Annotated in this window: 22 protein-coding genes; 7 read left to right on the forward strand and 15 right to left on the reverse strand. The window is 71.9% G+C overall.

Going from position 1 to position 23,192, the window contains the following annotated elements:
* Positions 1–29: 29 nt before the first annotated feature.
* Genes ACZ5ID_RS12185 through ureA form a run of 4 tightly spaced genes read right to left on the reverse strand, consistent with a single transcriptional unit; the run spans position 30 to position 4,155 of the window.
* The gene (locus tag ACZ5ID_RS12185) at positions 30–653 is read right to left on the reverse strand and encodes a TetR/AcrR family transcriptional regulator (protein WP_468896460.1); all 624 of its coding nucleotides are present in this window, start codon (positions 651–653) and stop codon (positions 30–32) included.
* Positions 654–678: 25 nt separating this feature from the next.
* Positions 679–1,713 carry an agmatine deiminase family protein gene (locus ACZ5ID_RS12190; protein WP_468896462.1) on the reverse strand — a complete coding sequence of 345 codons (1,035 nt, stop codon included), beginning with the start codon at positions 1,711–1,713 and terminating at the stop codon, positions 679–681.
* 10 nt (positions 1,714–1,723) lie between these two features.
* On the reverse strand, positions 1,724–3,457 hold the full coding sequence (locus tag ACZ5ID_RS12195) for an urease subunit alpha (protein ID WP_468896464.1): 1,734 nt from the start codon (positions 3,455–3,457) through the stop codon (positions 1,724–1,726).
* Entirely contained in the window at positions 3,454–4,155 is a 702-nt protein-coding gene (ureA, locus tag ACZ5ID_RS12200) for an urease subunit gamma (protein ID WP_468896466.1), read from the reverse strand. The genes ACZ5ID_RS12195 and ureA overlap by 4 nt, the downstream gene beginning before the upstream one ends.
* 160 nt (positions 4,156–4,315) lie before the next feature.
* Here ureA and ACZ5ID_RS12205 point away from each other — a divergent pair, with 160 nt between their 5' ends.
* On the forward strand, positions 4,316–5,743 hold the full coding sequence (locus tag ACZ5ID_RS12205) for a cytosine permease (protein WP_468896468.1): 1,428 nt from the start codon (positions 4,316–4,318) through the stop codon (positions 5,741–5,743).
* A gap of 368 nt (positions 5,744–6,111) precedes the next feature.
* On the opposite strand, the gene ACZ5ID_RS12210 is transcribed toward ACZ5ID_RS12205, so the two are convergent.
* Together ACZ5ID_RS12210 and ACZ5ID_RS12215 are read right to left on the reverse strand one after the other, a co-directional pair.
* Positions 6,112–7,197 carry a branched-chain amino acid aminotransferase gene (locus ACZ5ID_RS12210; protein WP_406552237.1) on the reverse strand — a complete coding sequence of 362 codons (1,086 nt, stop codon included), beginning with the start codon at positions 7,195–7,197 and terminating at the stop codon, positions 6,112–6,114.
* Between the two features lie 240 nt (positions 7,198–7,437).
* A complete protein-coding gene (locus ACZ5ID_RS12215) occupies positions 7,438–8,478 on the reverse strand; it encodes a 3-isopropylmalate dehydrogenase (protein ID WP_468896471.1) in 1,041 nt (346 codons plus the stop codon).
* Positions 8,479–8,698: 220 nt separating this feature from the next.
* On the opposite strand from ACZ5ID_RS12215, the gene ACZ5ID_RS12220 reads away from it, so the two are divergent.
* The gene (locus ACZ5ID_RS12220; protein ID WP_468896473.1) at positions 8,699–10,297 is read left to right on the forward strand and encodes a purple acid phosphatase family protein; all 1,599 of its coding nucleotides are present in this window, start codon (positions 8,699–8,701) and stop codon (positions 10,295–10,297) included.
* Between the two features lie 32 nt (positions 10,298–10,329).
* Here the strand turns inward: ACZ5ID_RS12220 and ACZ5ID_RS12225 are convergent, their stop codons facing one another.
* Positions 10,330–10,461, reverse strand: coding sequence for a hypothetical protein (locus ACZ5ID_RS12225; protein WP_406552240.1), 132 nt, complete (start codon positions 10,459–10,461; stop codon positions 10,330–10,332).
* A 277-nt stretch (positions 10,462–10,738) separates the two neighbouring features.
* On the opposite strand from ACZ5ID_RS12225, the gene ACZ5ID_RS12230 reads away from it, so the two are divergent.
* Positions 10,739–11,089, forward strand: coding sequence for a PadR family transcriptional regulator (locus ACZ5ID_RS12230; protein ID WP_468896475.1), 351 nt, complete (start codon positions 10,739–10,741; stop codon positions 11,087–11,089).
* A complete protein-coding gene (locus ACZ5ID_RS12235) occupies positions 11,086–11,835 on the forward strand; it encodes a hypothetical protein (RefSeq protein ID WP_468896477.1) in 750 nt (249 codons plus the stop codon). Before ACZ5ID_RS12230 ends, ACZ5ID_RS12235 begins: the two co-directional genes overlap by 4 nt.
* A gap of 31 nt (positions 11,836–11,866) precedes the next feature.
* Here ACZ5ID_RS12235 and ACZ5ID_RS12240 read toward each other — a convergent pair whose 3' ends face one another.
* Positions 11,867–12,700 (reverse strand): helix-turn-helix transcriptional regulator, encoded by an 834-nt coding sequence (locus tag ACZ5ID_RS12240; RefSeq protein WP_468896480.1) that lies wholly within the window; start codon positions 12,698–12,700, stop codon positions 11,867–11,869.
* Positions 12,701–12,825: 125 nt separating this feature from the next.
* On the opposite strand from ACZ5ID_RS12240, the gene ACZ5ID_RS12245 reads away from it, so the two are divergent.
* Entirely contained in the window at positions 12,826–13,674 is an 849-nt protein-coding gene (locus tag ACZ5ID_RS12245) for an NAD-dependent epimerase/dehydratase family protein (protein ID WP_468896483.1), read from the forward strand.
* A gap of 28 nt (positions 13,675–13,702) precedes the next feature.
* Here the strand turns inward: ACZ5ID_RS12245 and ACZ5ID_RS12250 are convergent, their stop codons facing one another.
* Positions 13,703–14,245, reverse strand: a complete 543-nt coding sequence (locus ACZ5ID_RS12250) for a GNAT family N-acetyltransferase (RefSeq protein ID WP_468896486.1) — start codon at positions 14,243–14,245, stop codon at positions 13,703–13,705.
* A 66-nt stretch (positions 14,246–14,311) separates the two neighbouring features.
* On the opposite strand from ACZ5ID_RS12250, the gene ACZ5ID_RS12255 reads away from it, so the two are divergent.
* Complete coding sequence (locus ACZ5ID_RS12255; RefSeq protein ID WP_468896489.1) at positions 14,312–15,016, forward strand: nitroreductase family protein; 705 nt, start codon at positions 14,312–14,314, stop codon at positions 15,014–15,016.
* Positions 15,017–15,100: 84 nt separating this feature from the next.
* On the opposite strand, the gene pruA is transcribed toward ACZ5ID_RS12255, so the two are convergent.
* On the reverse strand, positions 15,101–16,732 hold the full coding sequence (gene pruA, locus ACZ5ID_RS12260) for an L-glutamate gamma-semialdehyde dehydrogenase (protein WP_468896492.1): 1,632 nt from the start codon (positions 16,730–16,732) through the stop codon (positions 15,101–15,103).
* A 34-nt stretch (positions 16,733–16,766) separates the two neighbouring features.
* Complete coding sequence (locus ACZ5ID_RS12265) at positions 16,767–17,693, reverse strand: proline dehydrogenase family protein (RefSeq protein WP_468896495.1); 927 nt, start codon at positions 17,691–17,693, stop codon at positions 16,767–16,769.
* A 184-nt stretch (positions 17,694–17,877) separates the two neighbouring features.
* Between ACZ5ID_RS12265 and ACZ5ID_RS12270 the strand changes: the two genes are divergently transcribed.
* Entirely contained in the window at positions 17,878–19,053 is a 1,176-nt protein-coding gene (locus ACZ5ID_RS12270; protein ID WP_468896932.1) for a PucR family transcriptional regulator, read from the forward strand.
* Here ACZ5ID_RS12270 and ACZ5ID_RS12275 read toward each other — a convergent pair.
* The 4 genes from ACZ5ID_RS12275 to ilvN form a co-directional block, all read right to left on the reverse strand.
* On the reverse strand, positions 19,042–19,638 hold the full coding sequence (locus tag ACZ5ID_RS12275; protein WP_468896498.1) for a TetR/AcrR family transcriptional regulator: 597 nt from the start codon (positions 19,636–19,638) through the stop codon (positions 19,042–19,044). The two genes, ACZ5ID_RS12270 and ACZ5ID_RS12275, sit on opposite strands and share 12 nt — an antisense overlap.
* Positions 19,639–19,738: 100 nt before the next feature.
* Positions 19,739–21,328 carry a phosphoglycerate dehydrogenase gene (serA, locus tag ACZ5ID_RS12280; RefSeq protein WP_468896501.1) on the reverse strand — a complete coding sequence of 530 codons (1,590 nt, stop codon included), beginning with the start codon at positions 21,326–21,328 and terminating at the stop codon, positions 19,739–19,741.
* Between the two features lie 233 nt (positions 21,329–21,561).
* The gene (gene ilvC, locus ACZ5ID_RS12285) at positions 21,562–22,563 is read right to left on the reverse strand and encodes a ketol-acid reductoisomerase (RefSeq protein ID WP_358836665.1); all 1,002 of its coding nucleotides are present in this window, start codon (positions 22,561–22,563) and stop codon (positions 21,562–21,564) included.
* A 100-nt stretch (positions 22,564–22,663) separates the two neighbouring features.
* Positions 22,664–23,191, reverse strand: a complete 528-nt coding sequence (gene ilvN, locus ACZ5ID_RS12290) for an acetolactate synthase small subunit (RefSeq protein WP_358836664.1) — start codon at positions 23,189–23,191, stop codon at positions 22,664–22,666.
* Position 23,192 lies beyond the last annotated feature (1 nt).

Below are 23,192 nucleotides of genomic sequence, written 5' to 3' on the forward strand. Positions count from 1 at the left end.
ACGATAGGGCGTACTTGCGTACGTTGTGTTCAGCCGCCGGTCAGGGGTCGCACGAGCGACTCGTCCACGAACTCCCGTACGTGCTCCAGGACTTGGGGCCGTCCGGTGCCCGGTATGCCGACCGCCACATGGACGCTGAAGCCGTCGAGCAGCGCCCGCAGCCGGGCCGCGCAGCGGTCGGCGTCGACCGGGCGGAACTCACCGCGCGAGACGCCCTCCGCGATGATCGCGACCAGGTCGCGGTGCCAGGCGCCCTCGATGGCGGCCTGGCGGGCGCGGGCGACAGCGTCGGTGGCGGCGTTCTGCGAGCGGTTCCAGACCTCCAGCCACAGGATCCAGTGCGGGTCGCGGACGCCGTCCGGCACATACAGGTCGACATAGCCGTCGAGGCGTTCGCGGACCGGGCCCGGCCGGGAGAGCAGGGCGCTGCGCTCGGCGCCGAGCCGGCCCTCGCTCCACTCCAGGGTCTGGAGCAGCAGTTCGTCCTTGCTGTGGAAGTAGTACAGCAGGTGCCCGCTGGACATGCCGACCTCGCGGCCGAGACCGGCCATGGTCAGGCCGTCGAGACCGCGCTCGGCGATCGTGGCCATGGCGGCGGCCAGCACCTCGTCGCGCGGCGGCGCGTTCTTCCGCGCGCGGGCCGGACCGGCCATGCCCCGCCTCCTGGTTTCTTCCGGATCACACCCTGGGCTGCTGCTGGGTGACGCAGTGGATGCCACCACCCCCAGCGAAGATCGTACGTGCGTCGACGAGGGTCACGGTCCGTTCGGGGAAGAGCCGGCGGAAGACGCCCGCCGCGTGCTCGTCCCTGGGGTCGTCGAAGCCGCACAGGACGACGCCGCCGTTGCAGAGGTAGTGGTTGATGTACGAGTAGTCGACCCAGCCGTGGTCGTCGGTGAGCACGGTCGGGGCGGGGACCTCCACGACCTCGATGCTCCGGCCGCGCGCGTCGGTCTGGCTCCGCAGCAGCGCCACGTTCTCCCTGCACACCTCGTGGTCGGGGTGGGCCGGGTCGGGCTGGGTGTGCGCGACGACCACTCCGGGGCGGGCGAACGCGGCGACGATGTCGACGTGGCCCAGCGTGCCGTAGCCGTGCGGCGGATAGTCGGCGGTCAGACCGCGCGGCAGCCAGATCGCCTTGCGGGTGCCGAGCATCGCGTGGATCTCCGCCTCGACCTGCTCGCGCGTCCAGCCGGGGTTGCGCTCGGGGCCGAGCTGCACGGACTCGGTGAGCAGGACCGTGCCCTCGCCGTCGACGTGGATCGCGCCGCCCTCGTTGACCAGGCGCGAGGTGTACGTACGCGCCCCGGCGAGGTCCGAGACGTATGCGCCGATCTTGGCGTCGTGCTCCCAGCGGGCCCAGTCCTGGGCACCCCAGCCGTTGAACGTCCAGTCCACGGCGGCGAGTTCGGAGCCGTTGGTCAGGAAGGTCGGGCCGATGTCGCGCATCCAGGCGTCGTCGAGCTCACGCTCCACGAGATCGATCCCGGGGCCGAGCAGGGCCGCGGCCTCCGCGCTCCGACCGGGGCCGCAGACGACGGTGACCGGCTCGAAGCGGCGCACGGCCCGGGCGACGGCCGCCCAGGCCGCGCGGGCTTCGGCGAGCTCGTCCTGGTTCGCGAAGGTCACGTTGGGGCCGGGCCACGCCATCCAGGTGCGCTCGTGCGGGGCCCACTCGGCGGGCATGCGGAAGCCGTCGGCGGCAGCGGTCATCGTCGGGTCCTTAGAGGAAGTAGAGGCGGTTGAGGGAGACGGAGTCGGCGGGCTCGGAGCGCAGCGGGTCGCCGTCGAGGGTGACCAGTCCGGTGCGGCCGTCCACGTCCACCGCTCCGGTACGGGAGTTGAGGACGAGGTCGGCGGGGCCGATGCCCCGGGTGCCGCGCACGGCGACCCGGCGCCGGCGCGTCGGCATCAGATCGCCTCCCTGGTCGAGGGCGGCACGGGCCACGAAGGCGACGGAGAGCTCGGCGGGGGTGGCGCCGTGGGCGCCGAAGAGGGGGCCGAGGACCAGGGGCTCGCAGGTCTCGGTGGCCGCGTTGGGATCACCGGTGACGCCCCAGGCCGGGAAGCCGGACTTGAGGACCATCTGCGGCTTGGCGCCGAAGTAGGCGGGCCGCCACAGCACGATGTCGGCCAGCTTGCCGACCTCGATGGAGCCGATCTCGTGCGCGAGGCCGTGGGCGAGCGCCGGGTTGATGGTGAGCTTGGCGATGTAGCGCAGTACGCGCGCGTTGTCGTCGCCCTCGCCGTCGCCCTCCAGGGGGCCGAACTCGGCCTTCATCTTCGCGGCCATGGCGAAGGTGCGGCGTACGGTCTCGCCCGCGCGGCCCATGCCCTGGGCGTCGGAGGAGGTGATGCCGATCGCGCCCAGGTCGTGCAGCACGTCCTCGGCGCCCATCGTCCCGGCCCGGATGCGGTCGCGCGCCATGGCGGCGTCGCCGGGCAGGTCCGGCTTGAGGCCGTGGACGGAGACGATCATCCCGTAGTGCTCGGCGACCGCGTCCCGGCCGAACGGCAGGGTCGGGTTGGTGGACGAGCCGATGACGTTGGGCACGCCCGCCATCTTCAGCACGTTGGGGACGTGGCCGCCGCCGCAGCCCTCGATGTGGAAGGCGTGGATGGTCCGCCCCTCCAGGACGCTGAGGGTGTCCTCCACCGAGAGGCACTCGTTCAGGCCGTCGCTGTGCAGGGCGACCTGTACGTCGTGCTCCTCGGCCACGCGCAGCGCCGTGTCCAGGGCGCGGGTGTGCGCGCCCATGTCCTCGTGGACCTTGAAGCCGCAGGCGCCGCCCTCGGCGAGCGCCTCCACCAGCGGGGCGCCGTCGGAGGACGAACCCCGGCCCAGGAAGCCGATGTTGACGGGCCAGGCGTCGAAGGCGGCGAAGGCGTTCCGCAGCGCCCAGGGCGAGTTGACGCCCACGCCCCACACCGGGCCGAACTCCTGGCCGATGAGCGTGGTGACACCGGAGGAGAGGGAGGCCTCCATGATGCGCGGCGAGAGCAGATGGACATGGGTGTCCACCGCGCCGGCGGTGGCGATCAGCCCCTCGCCGGAGACGATGCTGGTCCCGGTGCCGACGACGACGTCCACCCCGTCGAGCGTGTCGGGGTTCCCGGCGCGCCCGACGGCGTGGATACGGCCCTCGCGGATGCCGATGGACACCTTGCGGATGCCCAGCACCGCGTCGATGACGACGACGTTGCTGATCACGACGTCGCAGGTGTCGCGGACGGCGGCGGCCTTCAGGTGCAGTCCGTCGCGGGCGGTCTTGCCGAACCCGGCGAGGAACTCGTCGCCGGGCCGCTGGGAGTCCGACTCCACCCGGACGGTGAGCCCGCTGTCCCCGAGCCGGACCCGGTCCCCGGCCCGGGGTCCGAAGACGGCCGCGTACTCGTCGGGGTCGATATGGCGGCTGCCGGGCGCGCAGTGGTCGCTGTGGCGGCTGGGCCTGCTCATGAGACCGCTCCTTCCGGGTGCGCGCCCAGGTAGCCGCAGGCGGCGGCCCGGCGCAGGGCCTCCTCGCGGGCGCCGGGCGCGTCCAGCGGCCCGTCGACCAGTCCGGCGAATCCGATGGCGACCCGGGCGCCGCCGATCGGGACGAGCCCGACCTCGGCCTCGCCGCCCGGGTCGAACCGGACCGAGGACCCGGCCGGTACGGACAGCCGCATTCCGTATGCGGCGGCCCGGTCGAAGTCGAGGCGCGGGTTGGCCTCGAAGAAGTGGAAGTGCGAGGTGACGCTGACGGGGACGGGCGCGGTGTTGCGCACGGCGACCCGGAGGGCGGGCTCGGGGTCCGGGCCCTGCGGGCCGGGCAGCACGGCGCCGGGGGCCTCCGCGCCGAGTCCGCCGGCGCCACCTATGGGCGCCGGGACGACAGCGAGCCGCGAGCCGTCGTCGAAGACGGCCTCGACGTGCACCTCGGTGACCACGTCCGCGACCCCCGGCAGGACGTCCTCGGGGCCGAGGACGCTCCGGGCCGCCGCGATGGCGTCGGCGAGCCGGCGCCCGTCGCGGGCCGCCTCGCAGACGGTGTCCGCGATGAGCGCGGTGGCCTCGGGGACGTTCAGCCGCAGTCCGCGCGCCCGGCGGGCCCGGGCGAGCTCGGCGGCGCCGAAGAGCAGCAGCCGGTCACGTTCTGTAGGGGTAAGTCGCACGCACCACACCTCCGTTTAGAACACCACTCTAACGTCTCACTCGATGCAATCAAGGGGTTGACGGCGATGCCTGCCCGGCCTCACATTGAACGCCACTCAAACAACCGGAACGTCGACATCAGGCCAGTACGTCAAGGCCATCGAGCGTCAGGGGCAGCCCATGCGGATCGAACAGCGCGGAGTCGACACGATCCCGGAGGAGGAACGCACCAGCGGCCCACGCGACCTGGTGTCGATCCTGCTCGGCTCCAACCTCTGCCTGGGCGTGATCGTCTTCGGCTGGCTCCCGGTCTCCTTCGGCCTCGGCTGGTGGGCGTCGGTGAGCGCGGTGGTCGCGGGCACGCTGGTGGGCACGGTGCTGACGGCGCCGCTGGCGCTGGTGTCCCTGCGTACGGCGACCAACCTGTCGACGTCGTCGGGCGCGCAGTTCGGGGTGCGGGGCAGGCTGGTGGGCTCCGTGGTGGGTCTGCTGCTGTCCCTCGGCTACACGGCGCTCACGGTCTGGATCGGCGGCGACGCGATGGCGGGTGTCCTGCACCGGCTCTTCGGCCTGCCCACCGGCGGCGCCTCGTACGGGATCGTGTACGCGGTGCTCGCCGCGGCGACGGTGATCGGCGCGGTGTACGGGTACCGGGTGCTGCTGCGCCTGTCCCGGGTCCTGGCGGTCGGCATGACGGCACTGCTGGTCCTGGGGGTCGCGGCCTACGCCCCGCACTTCACGACGGCCGCGCTGCCCGGCGCGGGCGGCTATCTGCTCGGCACGTTCTGGCCGACCTGGCTGCTGGCGCTGGTGGCGGCGGGGCTGAGCGGCCCGATCGCGTTCATCACCCTGCTCGGCGACTACACGCGCTACATCTCCCCGCGCCGCCACACCCCGCGCGGGGTGCTGCACGCGACATGGCTGGGCCTGATCGCCGGGCTGCTGGTGCCGCAGCTGTTCGGCACGTTCACGGCGTACGCCGCGCGGGCGGCGGCGGACTACGCGGGCCCGCTGGTGGCGGCGGCGCCGGGCTGGTACCTGGTCCCGCTCCTCCTCGCGGCGTCGGCGGGGTCGGTGGGCAACGCGGGTCTGATGCTGTACTCGATGGGCCTCGACCTCGACGCGATCCTGCCCCGCGCGTCGCGTACACAGGCGACGTTCGCGGTGGCCGGGGTGGCGACGGTGTGCGTCTTCGCGGGCCACTACGCGTGGGACGCGCAGGCGGCGATGACGTCGTTCGTCCTGCTGCTGACGGCGATCGGCACGCCGTGGGCGGTCATCACCCTGATCGGCTTCGTCCGCTGCCGGGGCGTGTACGACGCGGACGCCCTCCAGGTCTTCAACCGGCGGTCACGGGGCGGGGCGTACTGGTACCGGGGCGGCTGGAACTGGCGGCCCGTGGCGGCGTGGGGGCTGGGGGCGGGGACGGGGCTGCTGGCGGTGTCGCTGCCGGGGTACGCGGGGCCGCTGCTGGGGTTGACGGGTGGGGTGGACTGCAGCTTTGTGTTGTCGGGGGTGGTGGGGGGTGCGGTGTACGGGGCGCTGACCCGGGGGGTTCTCCCCCACCCCGCCCCTTCCCTGAACCCTCCGGGGGTGGAGACGGGTTGAGTGACCCGACCGACCCGCAGGGGCTGGGCCCCGGACCCCGTGTTCGGCCCTGACTTCGTCTACCGCCCGGTGGATGGTTGGTCGCGCAGTTCCCCGCGCCCCTGCTGGGCCCCGAGTTCGTCTGCCCGCCGGTGGAGGGTTGCCCGCGCAGTTCCCCGCCGGCGCGCACGCTGACGCGCAGCGGGGTGCGGGGCCGCAGGCCCCGTTTCTTCAGGGGCGCGGGGAACTGCGCGAACAGCCCCCACCGGGCGGCAGGTTGACGCGCAGTGGAGGCGAGGGGGGCGCCGGGGGCGTAGCCCCCGGGAAAGCCCCGCCCCCTCCCGCCCCCGGAGGGTTTGGGGAAGGGGCGGGGTGGGGGCAGAAACCGCTCAGCCCAGACGGTGCATCCAGCCGTGCGTATCCGGCCTCGCCCCCGTCTGGAGGTCGAGGAGGGCCTTCCGCAGCCTCATCGTGACCTCCCCCGGCTCACCGTCCCCCTGCGTCCAGTTCGCCCGAGCCGACTTCACCGACCCCACCGGCGTGATCACCGCCGCCGTCCCGCACGCGAAGACCTCCGTCAGCGTCCCCGCCTCCGTGTCCCGCTTCCAGTCCTCCGTGGAGATCCGGCCCTCCTCGGCCGTGTACCCCAGGTCCCGCGCGATCTTCAGCAGCGAGTCCCGTGTGATGCCCGGCAGGAGCGAGCCGGTCAGAGACGGGGTGACGATGCGGTCGCCGTAGACGAAGTACAGGTTCATCCCCCCCATCTCCTCGATCCACCGGTGCTCCACCGCGTCCAGCCAGACCACCTGGTCGCACCCGTGCCCCGCCGCCTCGGCCTGGGCGACCAGGGACGCGGCGTAGTTGCCGCCGGTCTTGGCCGCGCCCGTGCCCCCCTTGACCGCGCGCACGTACTCCTCCGAGAGCCAGACCGACACCGGCTTCACGCCACCGGGGAAGTACGCCCCGGCCGGCGACGCGATCACGATGAACAGGTACTCGTTCGCCGGCCGCACACCCAGCCCGACCTCGCTCGCGATCATGAACGGACGGAGGTAGAGCGAGGCCTCGCCGGAGGACGGGACCCACGCCCGGTCCTGCTGGATCAGCGCGTCGCAGGCGGCGATGAACAGCTCGTCCGGCAGCTCGGGCATCGCCATCCGGCGGGCCGAGGCACGGAAGCGCTCGGCGTTGGCCTCGGGGCGGAAGGTCGCCACCGTGCCGTCGGGCTGACGGTAGGCCTTGAGACCCTCGAAGATCGTCTGCGCGTAGTGCAGCGTCATGTTGGCGGGGTCCATCGACAGCGGCGCGTACGGGGTGAGCTCCGCGTCGTGCCAGCCGCGGCCCTCGGTCCACTTGACCGTCACCATGTGATCGGTGAAGTGGCGGCCGAATCCGGGGCTTGCCAGGATCGCGTCACGCTCCGCGTCCGACAGCGGGTTCGCGGAGGGCTTGAGCTCGATCGTGGGCGTCGTCATGGTTGCGTGTCCTTCACCGGTTGTGTGGGTCGGACCGCGCTCACGCCGCCTTCGCTGCTGCTAGGACGTCCGAGCTTTTCCGCATGCCGCGGTCCCACGTTCGATTATCGCTCGTGCGGGACCATGACTGAAACGGTGTGATTGCGGCCCAGGGACTGATGGTGGCACCCCGGGGCCGTACAGGAAAAGCCGCCGGGTGCTGGTGCGACCCGGCGGCTTGTCTGGGAGAGAGCGCTCGGGTCAGCCCGATACTCGTACGGCGAGCGCGTCGCCGATCTCGTCGGTGGTACGGGCGGAGCCGTCCCGGGCGGCCAGATCGGCCTGGACGGCGTCCTCGATCCTGGCCGCCTCGGACTCGTGACCGAGGTGGCGCAGGAGCAGGGCGACGGAGAGGACCGTGGCCGTGGGGTCGGCCTTGCCCTGGCCCGCGATGTCGGGCGCGGAACCGTGGACCGGCTCGAACATCGAGGGGAACGCGCCGGTCGGATTGATGTTGCCGGACGCGGCCAGGCCGATGCCGCCGGTCACGGCCGCGGCGAGGTCGGTGAGGATGTCACCGAAGAGGTTGTCGGTGACGATCACGTCGAACCGCTCGGGCTGGGTGACGAAGAAGATCGTCGCGGCGTCGACGTGCAGATAGTCGGTGGTGACGTCCGGGTACTCCTTCGCCACCGTGTCGAAGATGTTCTTCCACAGGTGCCCGGCGAAGACCAGGACGTTGTTCTTGTGAACCAGCGTCAGCTTCTTGCGCGGGCGGGCCTGGGCGCGGGCGAACGCGTCGCGCACCACGCGCTCCACGCCGTACGCCGTGTTCACACTGACCTCGGTGGCGACCTCGGCCGGGGTGCCGGTGCGCAGCGAGCCGCCGTTGCCCGTGTAGGGGCCCTCGGTGCCCTCGCGGACCACCACGAAGTCGATCTCGGGACGGCCCGCCAGCGGGGTCGCCGTGTTCGGGAACAGCTTCGACGGGCGCAGGTTGATGAAGTGGTCGAAGGCGAAGCGGAGCTTCAGCAGCAGACCGCGCTCCAGGACGCCGGACGGTACGCCCGGGTCGCCGATGGCGCCGAGCAGGATCGCATCGTGGGTCGCGAGCGCCTCCAGCTCCGCGTCCGGCAGGGTCTCGCCGGTGCGGTGCCAGCGCCGGGCGCCGAGGTCGTACTCCTTGGTCTCCAGCTTCACATCCGCTGGAAGGACGGCGTTGAGGACCTTCAGGCCCTGGGCCACCACTTCCCGGCCGATGCCGTCACCGGGGATCACTGCGAGATCGATGCTGCGAGACATGCATGCACCGTACTCCGCGTCCCATGCGTTGACATGTGGAGTCCACGATACGGACAGAGGCCGACCGGGCGGACCCTCGCGCCGGCCCCTCCGGGAGGCCGCCGAATGGCTGGTAGGGGTGATGTGCGCAGCCGATCCGGGGAGTTGCATGGGGAGCTGTACGCGTCCCGTTCACCCCCCGGTGAGATGCGCGTCGTCTGAGGAGAGGACGTTTCCGGCCATGGACATCCCTCGTTTCGGCATCCCTGAGAAGCTCGCCGGCCGTATGAACATGGCCGAGCAGCACGAGTACCTGCGTACGCGACTGACCCGGCGCGGGGTGCTGCGCACCTCCGTGGCGACCGCCGCGGTCGCCGGCGTCGGGGTGGGCACCCCGGCCGCCGCCTCGCCCGCCCGCACCGCGCCGACGGCACTCACCTCCTGGGGCGCGGCCACCGAGGTGGACGGCTCGCTGGTGGCGCCGTTCGGCCGGCATCTGGCCTACGGCGCCGACCCGAAGACGCAGATGGCGGTCGGCTGGCAGGTGCCGTTCGCGGTGCGGCGGCCGTACATCCGGATCGGTCTCAAGCCCTGGGCGCTCAGCCACCGCATCGACGCCGAGGTGCGCCACCTCAGCACGCCGGTGCTCAACGGGGGCAGGATCGCGGCGGCCGAGCAGTACTACGTGCACGCGGGCCTGGAGCGGCTGCGGCCGGGCACCACGTACTACTACGGCGTCGGCCACGACGGTTTCGACCCGGCCGACCCGCGCAACCTCGGCACCCTGGGCACCTTCACCACCGCGCCCGAGCGCGCCGGGGCGTTCACCTTCACGGCCTTCGGCGACCAGGGCGTCAGCTACCACGCGCTCGGCAATGACCAGCTGATCCTCGGTCAGAACCCGGCCTTCCATCTGCACGCGGGCGACATCTGCTACGCCGACCCCTCCGGCTCGGGCACCACGGGCGACACCTACGACGCGCGCACCTGGGACCAGTTCCTCGCCCAGACCGAGTCGGTCGCCAAGACCGTGCCGTGGATGGTGACCACCGGCAACCACGACATGGAGGCCTGGTACTCGCCGGACGGCTACGGCGGCCAGAACGCCCGCTGGTCGCTGCCGGGCAACGGCCCGGACCCGGTCAGACTGCCCGGGGTGTACTCGTTCGTGCACGGCAACGTGGGCGTGGTCGCGCTGGACGCCAACGACGTCTCGTACGAGATCCCCGCCAACTTCGGGATCAGCGGCGGCGGGCAGACCCGGTGGCTCGACCGGCGGCTGGGCGAACTGCGCGCCGACCGCCGGATCGACTTCGTGGTGGTCTTCTTCCACCACTGCGCCTTCTCGACCACCAACGCCCACGCCTCGGACGGCGGGGTGCGCGACGCCTGGGTGCCGCTGTTCGAGAAGCACCAGGTGGACCTGGTCATCAACGGCCACAACCATGTGTACGAGCGCACCGACGCGATCCTGCGGGGCGCCGTGGGACGCAAGGTGCCGATCGGTGAACGCACCGACCCGACGCGGGACGGCATCGTGTACGTCACGGCCGGCGGCGGGGGCCGGGCGCTCTACGACTTCCCGGCGCCCGACAGCTACGAGGGCCACGTCAAGGACCAGGAGAGCGTGGCCAGCTACCACTGGCTCAAGGGCCGCGCGAAGTCGGCCGAGACCGTGGAGTGGTCGCGGGTGCGCTTCACGGGCTACTCGTTCCTGGCGGTGCAGGTGGAGGCGGGCCTCCGCCCGTCGATGACGGTCTCGGCCCTCGCCGAGTCCGGCGCGCGGATCGACCACTTCGAGATCCGCCGGGGCGCGGCCCGGCGCCCGGGAGCGGCCTAGGGCGCGTGCCGGCCCAGGGCGCGTCGTTCACCCTAGTGCCCGGTGGCGCCCCCGTTGTCCCGGCGGTCCAGCGCGCGCTGGAGCGCGGCGGCGGCGTTCTTGCGGTCGGTGTCGCTCGTACGGGCGGTGTGGCGGACACGGCGGACGGTCGTCGTCTCGGACATGAGGATCGACTCCTTGAGATCACGGGGATATCGAGGCGCCGGAAGGGGCGGGGAGCGCTGCCGCAGGGGTTGCCTGCCAAGGGGCACCGCGCTCGCGACCGCCATTCGCTGGATCTAGCGAGACGTTCGGCTCCTACAAAGCTAAGGGAGGACTCCGCTTCTGTCTCCACGATTACTCGGACTTCCTACTATCTGAGACGGCCGCCCCGGCGGCACGGATGGTTCAGGCGGTGCCACCTAGTTTGCATTCCTACCTAGGTGGTGCTGGAATACACGCATGGCCGCAGACCGCAGATCCAGTTGGCTCAAGGGCGTCCTCGACCTCCTCGTCCTCGCCTGCCTCACCGGGGGCGAGAGCTACGGGTACGAGATCTCCAAGACCCTGGCGGCGGCCGGGCTCGGGGAGATCAAGGGCGGGACGCTCTACCCCGTCCTGAACCGGCTCGAAGAGGCCGGGCTCGCCGTCGGGGAGTTCCGCGCCGCCGAGCGCGGACCGGGCCGCCGGTACTACCGGCTGACCGAGGAGGGCCGGCGGGCGCTCGCCGAGCAGGGCGCCTCCTGGCTGGAGTTCCACACCGCCGTGAAGACCATGCTGACCAGCGCGACACCAGGGGGACGTGCCACATGAGCGAAGAGAGCGACTACTTCGGGACGCTCGCCGGAAAGCTCCGGGCCGCGGGGATGCCGCGGAGCGAGGTGACGGCGACCGTCGCGGAGCTCACCGGCTATCTGGCCGAATCCGGCTCCACCGACCCGTACGAGGAGTTCGGCGCGCCGGAGGACTTCGCGGCCCGGCTCACCGGCGGCCGGGCCGCCGAGGAACCGGACGCGCGGGCGGAGACCTGGAAGTGGGCCACCGACATCTACACCGACCGCAAGCACCTCAACCACTACGGCGACCAGGGCTGGGAGGTCGAGGGCCTGGACCGGCTCGGCCGGTTCGTGTGCCGGCGCGACCCGGCGGCGGCGATGCGGTGGGAGTACCGCCGGGAGAACGCCGACAGCGCCGCCGAGCGTGCGACGGTCACGGCCCGGCTCGCCCCGGACGGCTGGGAGCCGTGCGGGCACTGGTTGCTGTACATGTACTTCAAGCGCCCGAAGGCGGCCAGCGCCGGGCCCGCGGCCGGGCTCGACGAGCTGGTGGCGCCGCCCGACAGGCGGCTCCTGCTGAGCGCCACCTACCGGGGCAAGCTCAAGCAGATGCTGGCCGCCGCGGTCGTCTCGGGCTCGGTGACCGGCGTCGCGGTGCACTACGGGGGCGAGCTGGTGATGTACCCGGCGCTGATCGGCGCGGCCGTCGCCACCCCGCTGGCCTTCGCCTTCGGCTGGCAGCGCGTCAAGCGCGAGATCGCGCGCGGCGTCGAGGACGCGTAGCGCCGCCCGGCCGGGCGCCGGCGGCCCGCCCTCAGCCGCCGACCCGCAGGTCCTGGAGGCCCACCACCCTCAGCAGCTCCAGCCGCTGGTGGGCGTCGGTGCCCGGGCGGGCCGAGTGCACCACCAGGAACTGGCCCTCGCCGGAGCTGAGCAGGATTTCGCAGTCCAGCTCCAGGAGGCCCACCACGGGGTGGAGGAACCGCTTCGCCCTGGCGTGCCGGGTCTCCACCTCGTGCTCGTCCCACAGCGCGGCGAACTCCTCGCTGCACCCCCGCAGTTCGGCCACCAGCGCGGCCGGCTCCGGGTCGTCGGGGCGGGCCGCGAGCACCGCCCGCAGCTGGGCCACATGGCTGCGGGCGTGGCCGGGCTGGTCCTCGGGCGGGAAGAGAGAGCGCAGCGAGGGCTCGGTGAAGTAGCGATGGATGATGTTCCGGCCCGGCGCGGCCTCGCCGACCAGGGCCGCCGCCATCGCGTTCTGGGCGAGCACCTCACCCCAGTCGCTCATCACCTGGGCGGGCGCGTCGTGCAGCCGGTCCAGGATCAGCATCAGACCCGGGCGCACATGGACCGAGCCGTGCCGCTCGCGCGGCGGCTCCTCGCCCGCGAGGTGGAAGAGGTGATCGCGCCCGTCCCGGCTGAGCCGCAGCGCCCGCGCCAGCGCGGTCAGCATCTGCCGGGACGGGCGCGAGCCGCGGGCCTGCTCCAGCCGGGTGTAGTAGTCCGCCGACATCCCGGTGAGCTGGGCGACCTCTTCCCTGCGCAGCCCGGCCGTCCGCCGCCGGGGACCGGCCGCGAGGCCCACGTCCGACGGTTCGAGACGGGCCCGGCAGTGCCGCAGGAAGTCCGCGAGTTCTTCTCTGTCCACCCCCTCAGCATGACGGTCGGTGCGGTTCCGTATCCAGGGAGTGCCGCTCCCTGGATGGGGACGTCCCTCCCGCCGCCGGCCACCTCGCGCCACGCTGGGGGCCAGGCGATCGAGAGGAGCGGAAGATGCGGATCCTGGTGACGGGGGCGACGGGCGAGGTCGGCCGCAGGTTCGTGCCGAGGCTGGTCCAGCGGGCCGACGTGGTGCGGGTCCTGGTGCGCGACGAGGCCCGCGGCGCGGCGCTGGGCGCCCATGAGGTCGCGGTCGGCGACGTGCGCGAGGAGGAGACGGTGCGCAAGGCGCTGGCGGGGGTGGACGCGGTGGTGAACCTGGCGGTGTCCTACCGGAACGTGCCGGACGAGGAGAACCGCGCGGTCAACCGCGACGCGGCACTCGCGCTGGGCCGGCTGTCGCTGGAGGCCGGGGTGGGCCGGCTCGTCCAGGTGTCGTCGAACCTGGCGTACGGCCTGGGGCGCGGGCGTCCGCTGACCGAGGACGACGCGCCGGTGCCGGGCGGGCCGCTGTGGGGGACGTACGCGGAGTCCAAGGCCGCCGCCGAGGAGGGCCTGTTCGCCCTCCACCGGGAGCACGGCCTCGACGTGCGGGTGGGAGCGCTCGCCTTCGTCTACGGAGAGGGCGACCCGCACCTGACGCAGTCGGTGTACTGGGCGGGCCAGTGGGCGGCGCACCAGCGGCTGCCGATGGTGCACCACGCGGACGTGGCCCAGGGGCTGATGCGGCTGCTGTACGCGCCGGGGGTGGCGGGCCGCAAGTACAACATCGCGGACGACTGCCCGGTGACGGCGGTCGAGCTGCACCAGCTCAACGGGGTGGAGGTGCCGCCGGAGCTGGCGCAGCGCACCGACCCGGACCCGTTCTACACGATCGTCTCGACGCTGCGGATCCGGGACGAGCTGGGCTTCCGGCCGCTGTACCCGTCGGTGTGGACGGCGCGGGACGCGGGCGTGCTCTGAGCGCCTGTCCTTCCCCCCGGCCCGCGCCTCACAACACGTCGCCGTCGCGCCAGTCGAAGATCAGCGGCTGGGCGGGGTCGGGCAGCGGGCGGCCCGCGGCCGGGCGCAGGAAGGTGGTGCCCTCCTCCTCGGCGAGGCGCACCACCCCGTCCGGGCTCAGCGCCTCGATCCGTCCCGGCCAGACCTGCCAGCCGCGGGAGCGGTAGAGCGCGGCGCCCTCGTCGGAGGCGGAGAGCGCGCCGAACGCGTACGCCTCGTCGATCACATGCTCCAGGGCGGCCATGACCCGCCCGCCGAGCCCCTGGCGGCGCCGGTCCGCGCGCACGGCGACGGCCTCGACGTAGCCGACGCGGTAGGACCGGCCGCCGTGCAGCACCCGGCGCATGATCACGCTGCCGTGCGCGGCCATGCCCCGCTCGTCGTCGAGGAAGGAGTGGACGCCGCCGAGGCCGTGGTCCCAGTCCTCGTCGCTGAAGTCCCCGTCGAAGGCGGCGTCGAGCAGTTCACGGATTCTCGGCAGGCCGTCCGGGCCGAGCTGCGAGGTGTGCGCGGTGTGCTGGGACTCAGTCATACGACCACTGTGGCAGGCCGCTTCGCGCCCTTACGCGCCGGGCGCGGCTGCACCAGACTCCCTTTCATGTCACCCTCCCCACAGCAGCGGTGGACGCCCACGCACGGCGAGCCCTACCGCCCGGTCCCCTACCGCCCCGCCCGGATGCCGGCCGCCGAGTCGCTGGCGCGCGCGGCGGCCCTGCGCGCCACGATGGACGGCCGCCGGACCGTACGGCACTTCTCCTGCGACCCGGTCCCCGAGCAGGTGGTCCGGGACGCCGTCGCGTGCGCCGCGACCGCCCCCTCGGGCGCGCACCAGCAGCCCTGGACCTTCGTCCTCGTCCGCGATCCGGAGGTACGGCGCCGGATACGGGAGGCGGCCGAGCACGAGGAGCGGGTCTCCTACGACGGCCGGCTGGGCGAGGAGTGGCTGGCGGCGCTGCGCCCGCTGGGCACGGACGCCGTCAAGAGCCACCTCACCGACGCCCCGGCACTGATCGTGGTCTTCCAGCAGCGGTACTGGCTGGCCGAGGACGGCACCCGGCACAAGCACTACTACGTGGACGAGTCGGTGGGGATCGCGGTCGGGCTGCTGCTGAGCGCCCTGCACCAGAGCGGTCTGGCCGCGCTCGTCCACACCCCGAGCCCGATGCGGTTCCTGCGGGAGGTGCTGGGCCGCCCGGTGAACGAGAAGGCGTTCGCGGTGGTCCCGGTCGGCTATCCGGCCGAGGGCTGCGAGGTCCCCGACCTTGTGCGCAAGTCCCTGGACCAGGTGCTGGTGGAGGTCTGACCGCGCGCCCGGCCCGGAACGCGAACCGCCCCCGTCCTCGGTTGGGGGACCAAGGACGGGGGCGGGGTTCGGAGGTGACCGGCGTCAGCCCATGTGGGGGTACGTGTAGTCGGTCGGCGGGACCAGCGTCTCCTTGATGGCGCGGGTCAGCGTCCAGCGCATCAGGTTCTGCGGGGCGCCCGCCTTGTCGTTGGTGCCCGAGGCACGGCCGCCGCCGAAGGGCTGCTGGCCGACGACGGCGCCGGTCGACTTGTCGTTGATGTAGAAGTTGCCCGCGGCGTAGCGGAGCTTGTCCATCGTGTACGCCGCCGCCGCGCGGTCGCCCGCGATGACCGAGCCGGTGAGGGCGTAGTCCGAGACCGACTCCATCTGGGCCAGCATCTCGTCGTACTTCTCGTCCTCGTAGACGTGGACCGCGAGGATCGGGCCGAAGAACTCGGTCGTGAAGACCTCGTTCTCGGGGTCGGTGCACTCGATGACGGTCGGGCGGACGAAGTAGCCGACCGAGTCGTCGTAGCTGCCGCCCGCGACGATCGTGCAGGAGGCGTCGGCCTTCGCGCGGTCGATCGCGGCCTTGTTCTTGGCGAACGAGCGCTCGTCGATGACGGCGCCGATGAAGTTCGACAGATCGGTGACGTCACCCATGGTGATGCCGTCGACCTCGGCCGCGAACTCCTCCTTGAAGCCGTCGTTCCAGATCGACGCGGGGATGTACGCGCGCGAGGACGCCGAGCACTTCTGGCCCTGGAACTCGAAGGAGCCGCGGGTCAGCGCGGTCTTCAGCACCGCGCGGTCGGCGCTGGGGTGCGCGACGACGAAGTCCTTGCCGCCGGTCTCGCCGACGAGGCGCGGGTAGGTGCGGTACTTCTCGATGTTGGCGCCGACCGTCTTCCACAGGTGCTGGAAGGTCTTGGTGGAACCGGTGAAGTGGATGCCCGCCAGGTCGCGGTGGTTCAGGGCGACCTCGGAGACGGCCAGACCGTCACCGGTGACGAGGTTGATGACGCCCTTGGGCAGACCGGCCTCCTCCAGGAGCCGCATCAGCAGCACGGCGGCGTGGGTCTGGGTCGGGGACGGCTTCCACACGACCACGTTGCCCATCAGGGCCGGGGCGGTCGGCAGGTTGCCCGCGATGGCCGTGAAGTTGAACGGCGTGATCGCGTAGACGAAGCCCTCCAGCGGGCGGTGGTCCATACGGTTCCACACGCCCGGGGAGTTCGCCGGGGGCTGCTCGGCGAGGAGCTGGCGCGCGTAGTGGACGTTGAAGCGCCAGAAGTCGACGAGCTCGCAGGGGGTGTCGATCTCGGCCTGCTGGGCGGTCTTGGACTGGCCGAGCATGGTCGAGGCGGCCAGCGTCTCGCGCCAGGGGCCGGCCAGCAGCTCGGCGGCGCGCAGGATGATCGCGGCGCGGTCGTCGAAGGACATCGCGCGCCACGCCGGGGCGGCGGCGAGCGCGGCGTCGATCGCGTCCTGGGCGTCCTGGGTGGTGGCGTTGGCGAAGGTGCCGAGGACGGCCTTGTGGTTGTGCGGCTGCACGACGTCGAAGCGCTCACCGCCGCCCATCCGCTTCTCGCCGCCGATGGTCATCGGCAGCTCGATCGGGTTCTCGGCCAGCTCCTTGAGCTTGGCCTCCAGGCGCGCGCGCTCGGGCGAACCCGGGGCGTAGCCGTGCACCGGCTCGTTGACGGGAGCGGGGACCTGGGTTACAGCGTCCATGAGTCTCTGAACTCCTTGATGAGGGGTGGTGGGCTCAGCCCTTGGTGAGGATGGAGCGGGCGAAGAAGAGCAGGTTGGCGGGCTTCTCCGCGAGGCGGCGCATGAAATAGCCGTACCAGTCGGTGCCGTACGCCGTGTAGACCCGCATCCGGTGGCCCTCGGCCGCGAGCCGCACGTGCTCGTCGCTGCGGATGCCGTACAGCATCTGGAACTCGTACTCGTCCAGTTTGCGCCCGGCGCGCCGCGCGAGCTCCTGGGTGATGGCGATCAGCCGCGGGTCGTGCGATCCGATCATCGGGTACGCCTCGCCGTCCATGAGGATCCTCAGGACGCGGACGTACGCCTTGTCGATCTCGGCCTTGTCCTGGAAGGCGACGGAGGCGGGCTCCTTGTAGGCGCCCTTCACGATGCGCACGCGGCTGCCGGCGGCTGCCAGCCGGCGGGCGTCCTCCTCGGTACGGAAGAGGTAGGCCTGGATGACGCAGCCGGTCTGCGGGAAGTCCTTCCGCAGCTCCTCGTGGATGGCGAACATCGAGTCGAGGGTGGTGTGGTCCTCGGCGTCCAGGGTGACCGTGGTGCCGATGGCGGCGGCGGCCTCGACGACCGGGCGGACGTTGGCGAGGGCGAGCTCGTGGCCGCCCTCCAGCGCTTGGCCGAACATCGACAGCTTCACGGACATCTCGGCGCGGGTGCCCAGGTCGAGGCCCTTGAGGCGCTCGATCAGCTGGAGGTAGGCGTCGCGCGCGGCGTACGACTGCTCCACGGTGGTGATGTCCTCGCCCACCACGTCCAGGGTGACCTCCAGGCCCCGGGCGGTGGCGTCCTCGACGATCGGCACGACCTGGTCGACCGTCTCACCGGCGATGAACCGGTCGACGACCTGCTTGGTGCCGGGCGCGGCCGAGACGAAGCGGCGCATCTTGTCGCTGCGCGACGCGGCGAGGATCACGGGACCCAGCACGGGGTACCTCCACGGAAAGAAGTAGCAGGAGGCCGGCACCCGACGATCGGGGAACGGCACGGAGAACCACCGTGAAACCTAGATATCCGTCCGATCCTCTGCCATCGACACCTGTCACGCATCCGTGCCCCGCATCTCAGACAGATGTCTGAAGGCGCGGCCGGAGTGCGCGAGAATGGCTGCTGTGAAGGGCGACTACCAGGACCTGGTCGATGAGATCTCGGCGCTGCTCGGCGCCCCCGCGACCCTGGAGGACCGGGACTTCGGGCTGATCGCCTTCGGCGCGCACGACTCCGAGGACGACTCGGCCATGGACCCGGTGCGCACCCGCTCGATCCTGACCCGCCGCTCCACCCCCGCGGTCCGCGCCTGGTTCGAGGGGTTCGGCATCACCCGGGCGACCGGCCCGGTCCGTATCCCGGCCGCCCCCGAGGCGGGCGTCTTCCGCGACCGGATCTGTCTGCCGGTGCGCCACCGGGGCGTGGCGCTCGGTTACGTATGGCTGCTGGACGCCGACCCCGGCCCGGCCGACGACCGGCTGGCCGCGGCGATGGAGGTGGCCTCCCGGATCGGCGGGCTGCTCGCCGACGAGACGCGGGCGGGCACCGATCTGTCCCGTGAGTTCCGGGCGGCCCTGACCGCGGGCCCGGGCTGGCAGCGCGACATGGCGACGACGGCCCTGCGCGCGGCGCTCGGACCGGACGCGGACGGCCTGCACACGGTGGTCTGCGTCAGCCCCTGGCCCCGGGAGACGCCCTCGGCGCGGACCGTGCCGGGGACGGCCGCGGTGTGCGCGGTGCCGTGGGGGGCGCACGGCGAGGAGGGCGCGGAGGAGAGCGCGGGGGCCGCGCCCGGCCGACTGCTCGGGGCGCTGGTGCGGCTGCGCTCGGCCGACGCGCTCACGCCCGCGCTGACCGCCGCCGAACGGCTGCGCGCCACGGCGGGTCCGGGCGCCGCGGCCGGGATCGCACCGGCCCGCCGGGGCCTGGGCGAGCTGGCCGCCTCCTGGCACGAGGCGACCTCGGCGGCCCGGGCCGCGCTCGCCGAACCGGGGCTCGGCCCGGTCGCCCAGTGGGCGGGCATCGGCCCGTACCGGCTGCTGACCGCGCTCCCCGGCACCGCCCGGCCCGACCCGGCGGTCGCCTCCCTGCTCACCCCGGCCCACACCGAACTGGCCCGCACCGCCGAGGTGTTCCTCGACCACGCGGGCCAGGCGGGCCGTACGGCGGCGGCGCTCGGCATCCACCGCCAGACCCTCTACTACCGGCTCTCCCGGGTCGAGCAGCTCACCGGGCTCGACCTCGACGACGGCGAGGACCGGCTGCTGCTGCACATGGCCCTGAAGGCGTCACGCCTGTGAGGGCTTGTGGGCGTCCAGGGCGCGGACGAGCCGCCGCAGGCCCTCGGTCAGTTCGGCGCCGCTCGCCGCCGTCCCCGGGTCGAAGGTCCACTGGGCGATGAGCCCCATCATCAGCGTCATGTAGAGCTTGCCGAGCGTGTCCACGTCCTCGTCGCCGACCTCGGCCTCCTCGCCCCCCATGAACATGGGGATGATGCCGCGCGCACCCTCGCGCTGGGCCTGCGCCAGGTGGTCGCGCACCCCCGGCAGCTGGTCGCCCATGACGATGATCTCCATGCTGAGGTGCCACATCGAGCCGGGCTGCTCCATGGTGGAGATGATGTTCGACCACACCTCCTGGAAGCGCTCCAGCGAGCCGGGCTCGGTGGCCGGGCCCTGCTCGGGCGCGTCGAAGGCGACCGAGACCCCTTCGACCAGGGCGATGTACGCCTGCGCGAGCAGCGCGTCCTTGGAGCCGTAGTGGTAGCCGATGGACGCGAGGTTCGTCCCCGACTCCTTCACGATGTCCCGCGCGGTCGTCCGCGCGAAGCCCTTCTCCAGCAGGCAGCGCTTGGCGCCTTCGAGCAGATCCTCACGGTGTCCCATGCGGGGAGCCTACCGTGTTTTATACGTACGTGTAATACGCCCGTATGGGGAGGTGGGCACAGCCCGCGCCCCCGAGGACCGGGGGCGCGGGCGAGCCGTCTCAGACCAGGTTGACCGAGCGGGCCGAGGCCGCGCCGATGGTCTCCGCCAGCTCGTTCAGGACCGGCTGCGGGACGCTGTCGTCCACGGTGAGGACCGCGAGGGCCTCGCCGCCCTCCTCCGCGCGGGCGACCTGCATGCCCGCGATGTTCAGACCCGCCTCGCCCAGGATGCGGCCGACGGTGCCGACGACGCCCGGACGGTCGTCGTAGCGCAGCACCACCATGTGGTCCGCGAGCGCGAGGTCGACGTCGAACTCACCGATCGCCACGATCTTCTGGAGGTGCTTGGGGCCCGCCAGCGTGCCGGAGACCGCGACCTCCTCGCCGCCGGAGAGCGTGCCGCGCACGGTCACCACGTTGCGGTGGTCGGGGGACTCCGAGCTCGTGGTCAGCCGCACCTCGACGCCGCGCTCCTGCGCGAACAGCGGCGCGTTGACGTAGCTGACGGTCTCGTCCACCACGTCCTCGAACACGCCCTTGAGCGCGCTGAGTTCGAGCACCTTCACATCGTGCTGGGTGATCTCGCCGTACACCTCGACGTCGAGGCGGACCGCCACCTCGCCCGCGAGCGCGGTGAAGATCCGGCCCAGGCGCTCCGCGAGCGGCAGCCCCGGCTTCACGTCCTCGGCGATGACGCCGCCCTGGACGTTGACCGCGTCCGGCACCAGCTCGCCGGCGAGCGCCAGGCGCACCGAGCGGGCGACCGCGATGCCCGCCTTCTCCTGGGCCTCGTCGGTGGAGGCGCCCAGGTGCGGGGTGCAGACGACCTGGTCGAGCTCGAAGAGGGGGGAGTCCGTGCAGGGCTCCTTCGCGTACACGTCGAGGCCCGCGCCCGCGACGCGGCCCTCCTTGAGCGCCGAGTACAGCGCGGCCTCGTCGACGATGCCGCCGCGCGCCGCGTTCACGATCCGGACGTGCGGCTGGACCTTGTGGAGCGCCTCGTCGCCGATGAGACCGAGGGTCTCGGGGGTCTTGGGCAGGTGCACGGTGATGAAGTCCGCGACCTGGAGCAGCTCGTCGAGGGTGAGGAGCTTGACGCCCATCTGCGCGGCCCGCGCGGGCTGCACATAGGGGTCGTACGCGACGATCTTCATACCGAACGCGGACATGCGCTGGGCGACCAGCACGCCGATGCGGCCGAGGCCGACGACGCCGAGGGTCTTCTCGCTCAGCTCGACGCCGGTGTACTTGTTCCGCTTCCACTCGCCGTTCTTCAGCGCGGTGTTGGCCTGCGGGATGTTGCGCGCGGTGGCGACCAGCAGACCGCAGGCGAGCTCGGCGGCGGTGACGATGTTGGAGGTCGGGGCGTTGACCACCATCACGCCGGCCTTGGTGGCGGCGGAGACGTCCACGTTGTCCAGGCCCACGCCCGCGCGGGCGACGACCCTCAGCTTCTTCGCGGCGGCGACGGCCTCGGCGTCGACCTTGGTCGCGGAGCGGATCAGGATCGCGTCCACGTCGGCGATGGCGGGCAGCAGTTCGGCGCGGTCGGCTCCGTTGCAGTGCCGGATCTCGAAGTCCGGACCGAGGGCGTCGACGGTGGCGGGCGACAGCTCTTCAGCGATGAGTACGACGGGTTTCGAGCTCACGTGAGTCCTCACAGTTCCAGTGCTGCGGACTGCCGTCCCGACGGCCGCAGGCGGTGGAGGTTTGCTAGCCGCGTAGAAGACGCACGACGCTGTGGGCCTGACGCGTAGGTGTTTGAGCAGCAGTGTAGTGGTGCTCGAGGCGGCGGATTCCGCCGTGGGGGAAAACCACCCGTCCGGGTGGGGACGGGATGGACAAGGGGCCGCGGCGCACCGCCGCGGCCCCTCCCGAAGGCTTACGCCTCCTCGTCGTTCACCCAGCTCATGAGCTTGCGCAGCTCCTTGCCGGTGGTCTCCAGGAGGTGGTTCTCGTCCTGGGTCTTGTACTCGTTGTACTTCTTCAGACCGCCGTGGTACTCGTCCATCCAGTTCTTGGCGAAGGTGCCGTCCTGGATCTCGGTGAGGACCTTCTTCATCTCGGCCTTGGTGTCGGCGGTGATGATGCGGGGGCCGGTGACGTAGTCGCCCCACTCGGCGGTCTCGGAGACCGACCAGCGCATCTTCTCCAGGCCGCCCTCGTACATCAGGTCGACGATGAGCTTCAGCTCGTGGAGGCACTCGAAGTAGGCGATCTCCGGCTGGTAGCCCGCCTCGACGAGGGTCTCGAAGCCCGCCTTGACCAGCGCGGAGGTGCCGCCGCAGAGCACGGCCTGCTCACCGAACAGGTCGGTCTCGGTCTCCTCGGTGAAGGTCGTCTTGATGACGCCGGCCCGGGTGCCGCCGATGCCCTTGGCGTACGAGAGCGCGAGTGCGAAGCCGTTGCCGGTCGCGTCCTGCTCGACGGCCGCGATGCACGGGACGCCGCGGCCCTCCTCGTACTGGCGGCGGACCAGGTGGCCCGGGCCCTTCGGGGCGACCATGCAGACGTCGACGCCCTCGGGGGCCTTGATGAAGCCGAAGCGGACGTTGAGGCCGTGGCCGAAGAACAGCGCGTCGCCGTCCTTCAGGTTGTCCTTGATGGACTCCTCGTAGACCTGGGCCTGGATCGGGTCCGGGACGAGGATCATGATGACGTCGGCCTCGGCGGCGGCCTCGGCGGGCGTGACCACGCGCAGGCCCTGCTCCTCGGCCTTGGCCTTGGACTTGGAGCCCTCGTGCAGACCGACGCGGACGTCGACACCCGAGTCGCGGAGCGACAGCGCGTGGGCGTGGCCCTGGCTGCCGTAACCGATCACAGCGACCTTGCGGCCCTGGATGATGGACAGGTCGGCGTCGGCGTCGTAGAACAGCTCGGCCACTGGGATATCTCCTTGGTGTGCTGGTGTTGCGTCCCACCGTACGGCGGGGATGCCAGGGTCAGTTTTGAGTCTCGCGATATGAACACCGCGAGGGGCGGGTTCAGGCCGAGCGGTCCAGGGCCCGCAGACTGCGGTCGGTGATGGACCGCGAGCCGCGCCCTATGGCGATCGTCCCGGACTGGACGAGCTCCTTGATACCGAACTGCTCCAGCATCTTGAGCATCGCCTCCAGCTTGTCGGCGCCGCCGGTGGCCTCGATGGTCACCGCCTCGGGCGAGACGTCGACGGTCTTGGCGCGGAACAGCTGGACGATCTCGACGATCTGGGAGCGCGTTTCGTTGTCGGCCCGCACCTTCACCAGAACGAGTTCGCGCTGGATCGCAGCGCTGGGCTCGAGTTCGACGATCTTCAGGACGTTGACCAGCTTGTTGAGCTGTTTCGTCACCTGCTCCAGCGGCAGGTCCTCGACATTGACCACGATGGTGATGCGGGAGATGTCGGGGTGTTCGGTGACACCGACGGCGAGTGAGTCGATGTTGAAACCGCGGCGGGAGAACAGCGCGGCGATCCGGGCGAGGATGCCGGGGGTGTTCTCGACCAGGACGGAGAGCGTGTGCTTGGTGGACATG

Source organism: Streptomyces sp. NPDC031670 (genome assembly GCF_055580545.1).

Excerpts from the sequence above, each read along its gene's own strand:
- ACZ5ID_RS12245 (WP_468896483.1), top strand. The coding sequence starts at position 12,826 with ATGCGGATCCTGGTGACGGGGGCGACGGGCGAGGTCGGCCGCAGGTTC.
- ACZ5ID_RS12235 (WP_468896477.1), top strand. The coding sequence starts at position 11,086 with ATGAGCGAAGAGAGCGACTACTTCGGGACGCTCGCCGGAAAGCTCCGG.
- ACZ5ID_RS12275 (WP_468896498.1), bottom strand. The coding sequence starts at position 19,638 with ATGGGACACCGTGAGGATCTGCTCGAAGGCGCCAAGCGCTGCCTGCTG.
- ilvN (WP_358836664.1), bottom strand. The coding sequence starts at position 23,191 with ATGTCCACCAAGCACACGCTCTCCGTCCTGGTCGAGAACACCCCCGGC.
- ACZ5ID_RS12225 (WP_406552240.1), bottom strand. The coding sequence starts at position 10,461 with ATGTCCGAGACGACGACCGTCCGCCGTGTCCGCCACACCGCCCGTACG.
- ACZ5ID_RS12215 (WP_468896471.1), bottom strand. The coding sequence starts at position 8,478 with ATGTCTCGCAGCATCGATCTCGCAGTGATCCCCGGTGACGGCATCGGC.
- ACZ5ID_RS12185 (WP_468896460.1), bottom strand. The coding sequence starts at position 653 with ATGGCCGGTCCGGCCCGCGCGCGGAAGAACGCGCCGCCGCGCGACGAG.
- ACZ5ID_RS12250 (WP_468896486.1), bottom strand. The coding sequence starts at position 14,245 with ATGACTGAGTCCCAGCACACCGCGCACACCTCGCAGCTCGGCCCGGAC.
- ACZ5ID_RS12255 (WP_468896489.1), top strand. The coding sequence starts at position 14,312 with ATGTCACCCTCCCCACAGCAGCGGTGGACGCCCACGCACGGCGAGCCC.
- ACZ5ID_RS12220 (WP_468896473.1), top strand. The coding sequence starts at position 8,699 with ATGGACATCCCTCGTTTCGGCATCCCTGAGAAGCTCGCCGGCCGTATG.
- ACZ5ID_RS12230 (WP_468896475.1), top strand. The coding sequence starts at position 10,739 with ATGGCCGCAGACCGCAGATCCAGTTGGCTCAAGGGCGTCCTCGACCTC.
- pruA (WP_468896492.1), bottom strand. The coding sequence starts at position 16,732 with ATGGACGCTGTAACCCAGGTCCCCGCTCCCGTCAACGAGCCGGTGCAC.
- ACZ5ID_RS12190 (WP_468896462.1), bottom strand. The coding sequence starts at position 1,713 with ATGACCGCTGCCGCCGACGGCTTCCGCATGCCCGCCGAGTGGGCCCCG.
- ACZ5ID_RS12210 (WP_406552237.1), bottom strand. The coding sequence starts at position 7,197 with ATGACGACGCCCACGATCGAGCTCAAGCCCTCCGCGAACCCGCTGTCG.
- ACZ5ID_RS12205 (WP_468896468.1), top strand. The coding sequence starts at position 4,316 with ATGCGGATCGAACAGCGCGGAGTCGACACGATCCCGGAGGAGGAACGC.
- ACZ5ID_RS12195 (WP_468896464.1), bottom strand. The coding sequence starts at position 3,457 with ATGAGCAGGCCCAGCCGCCACAGCGACCACTGCGCGCCCGGCAGCCGC.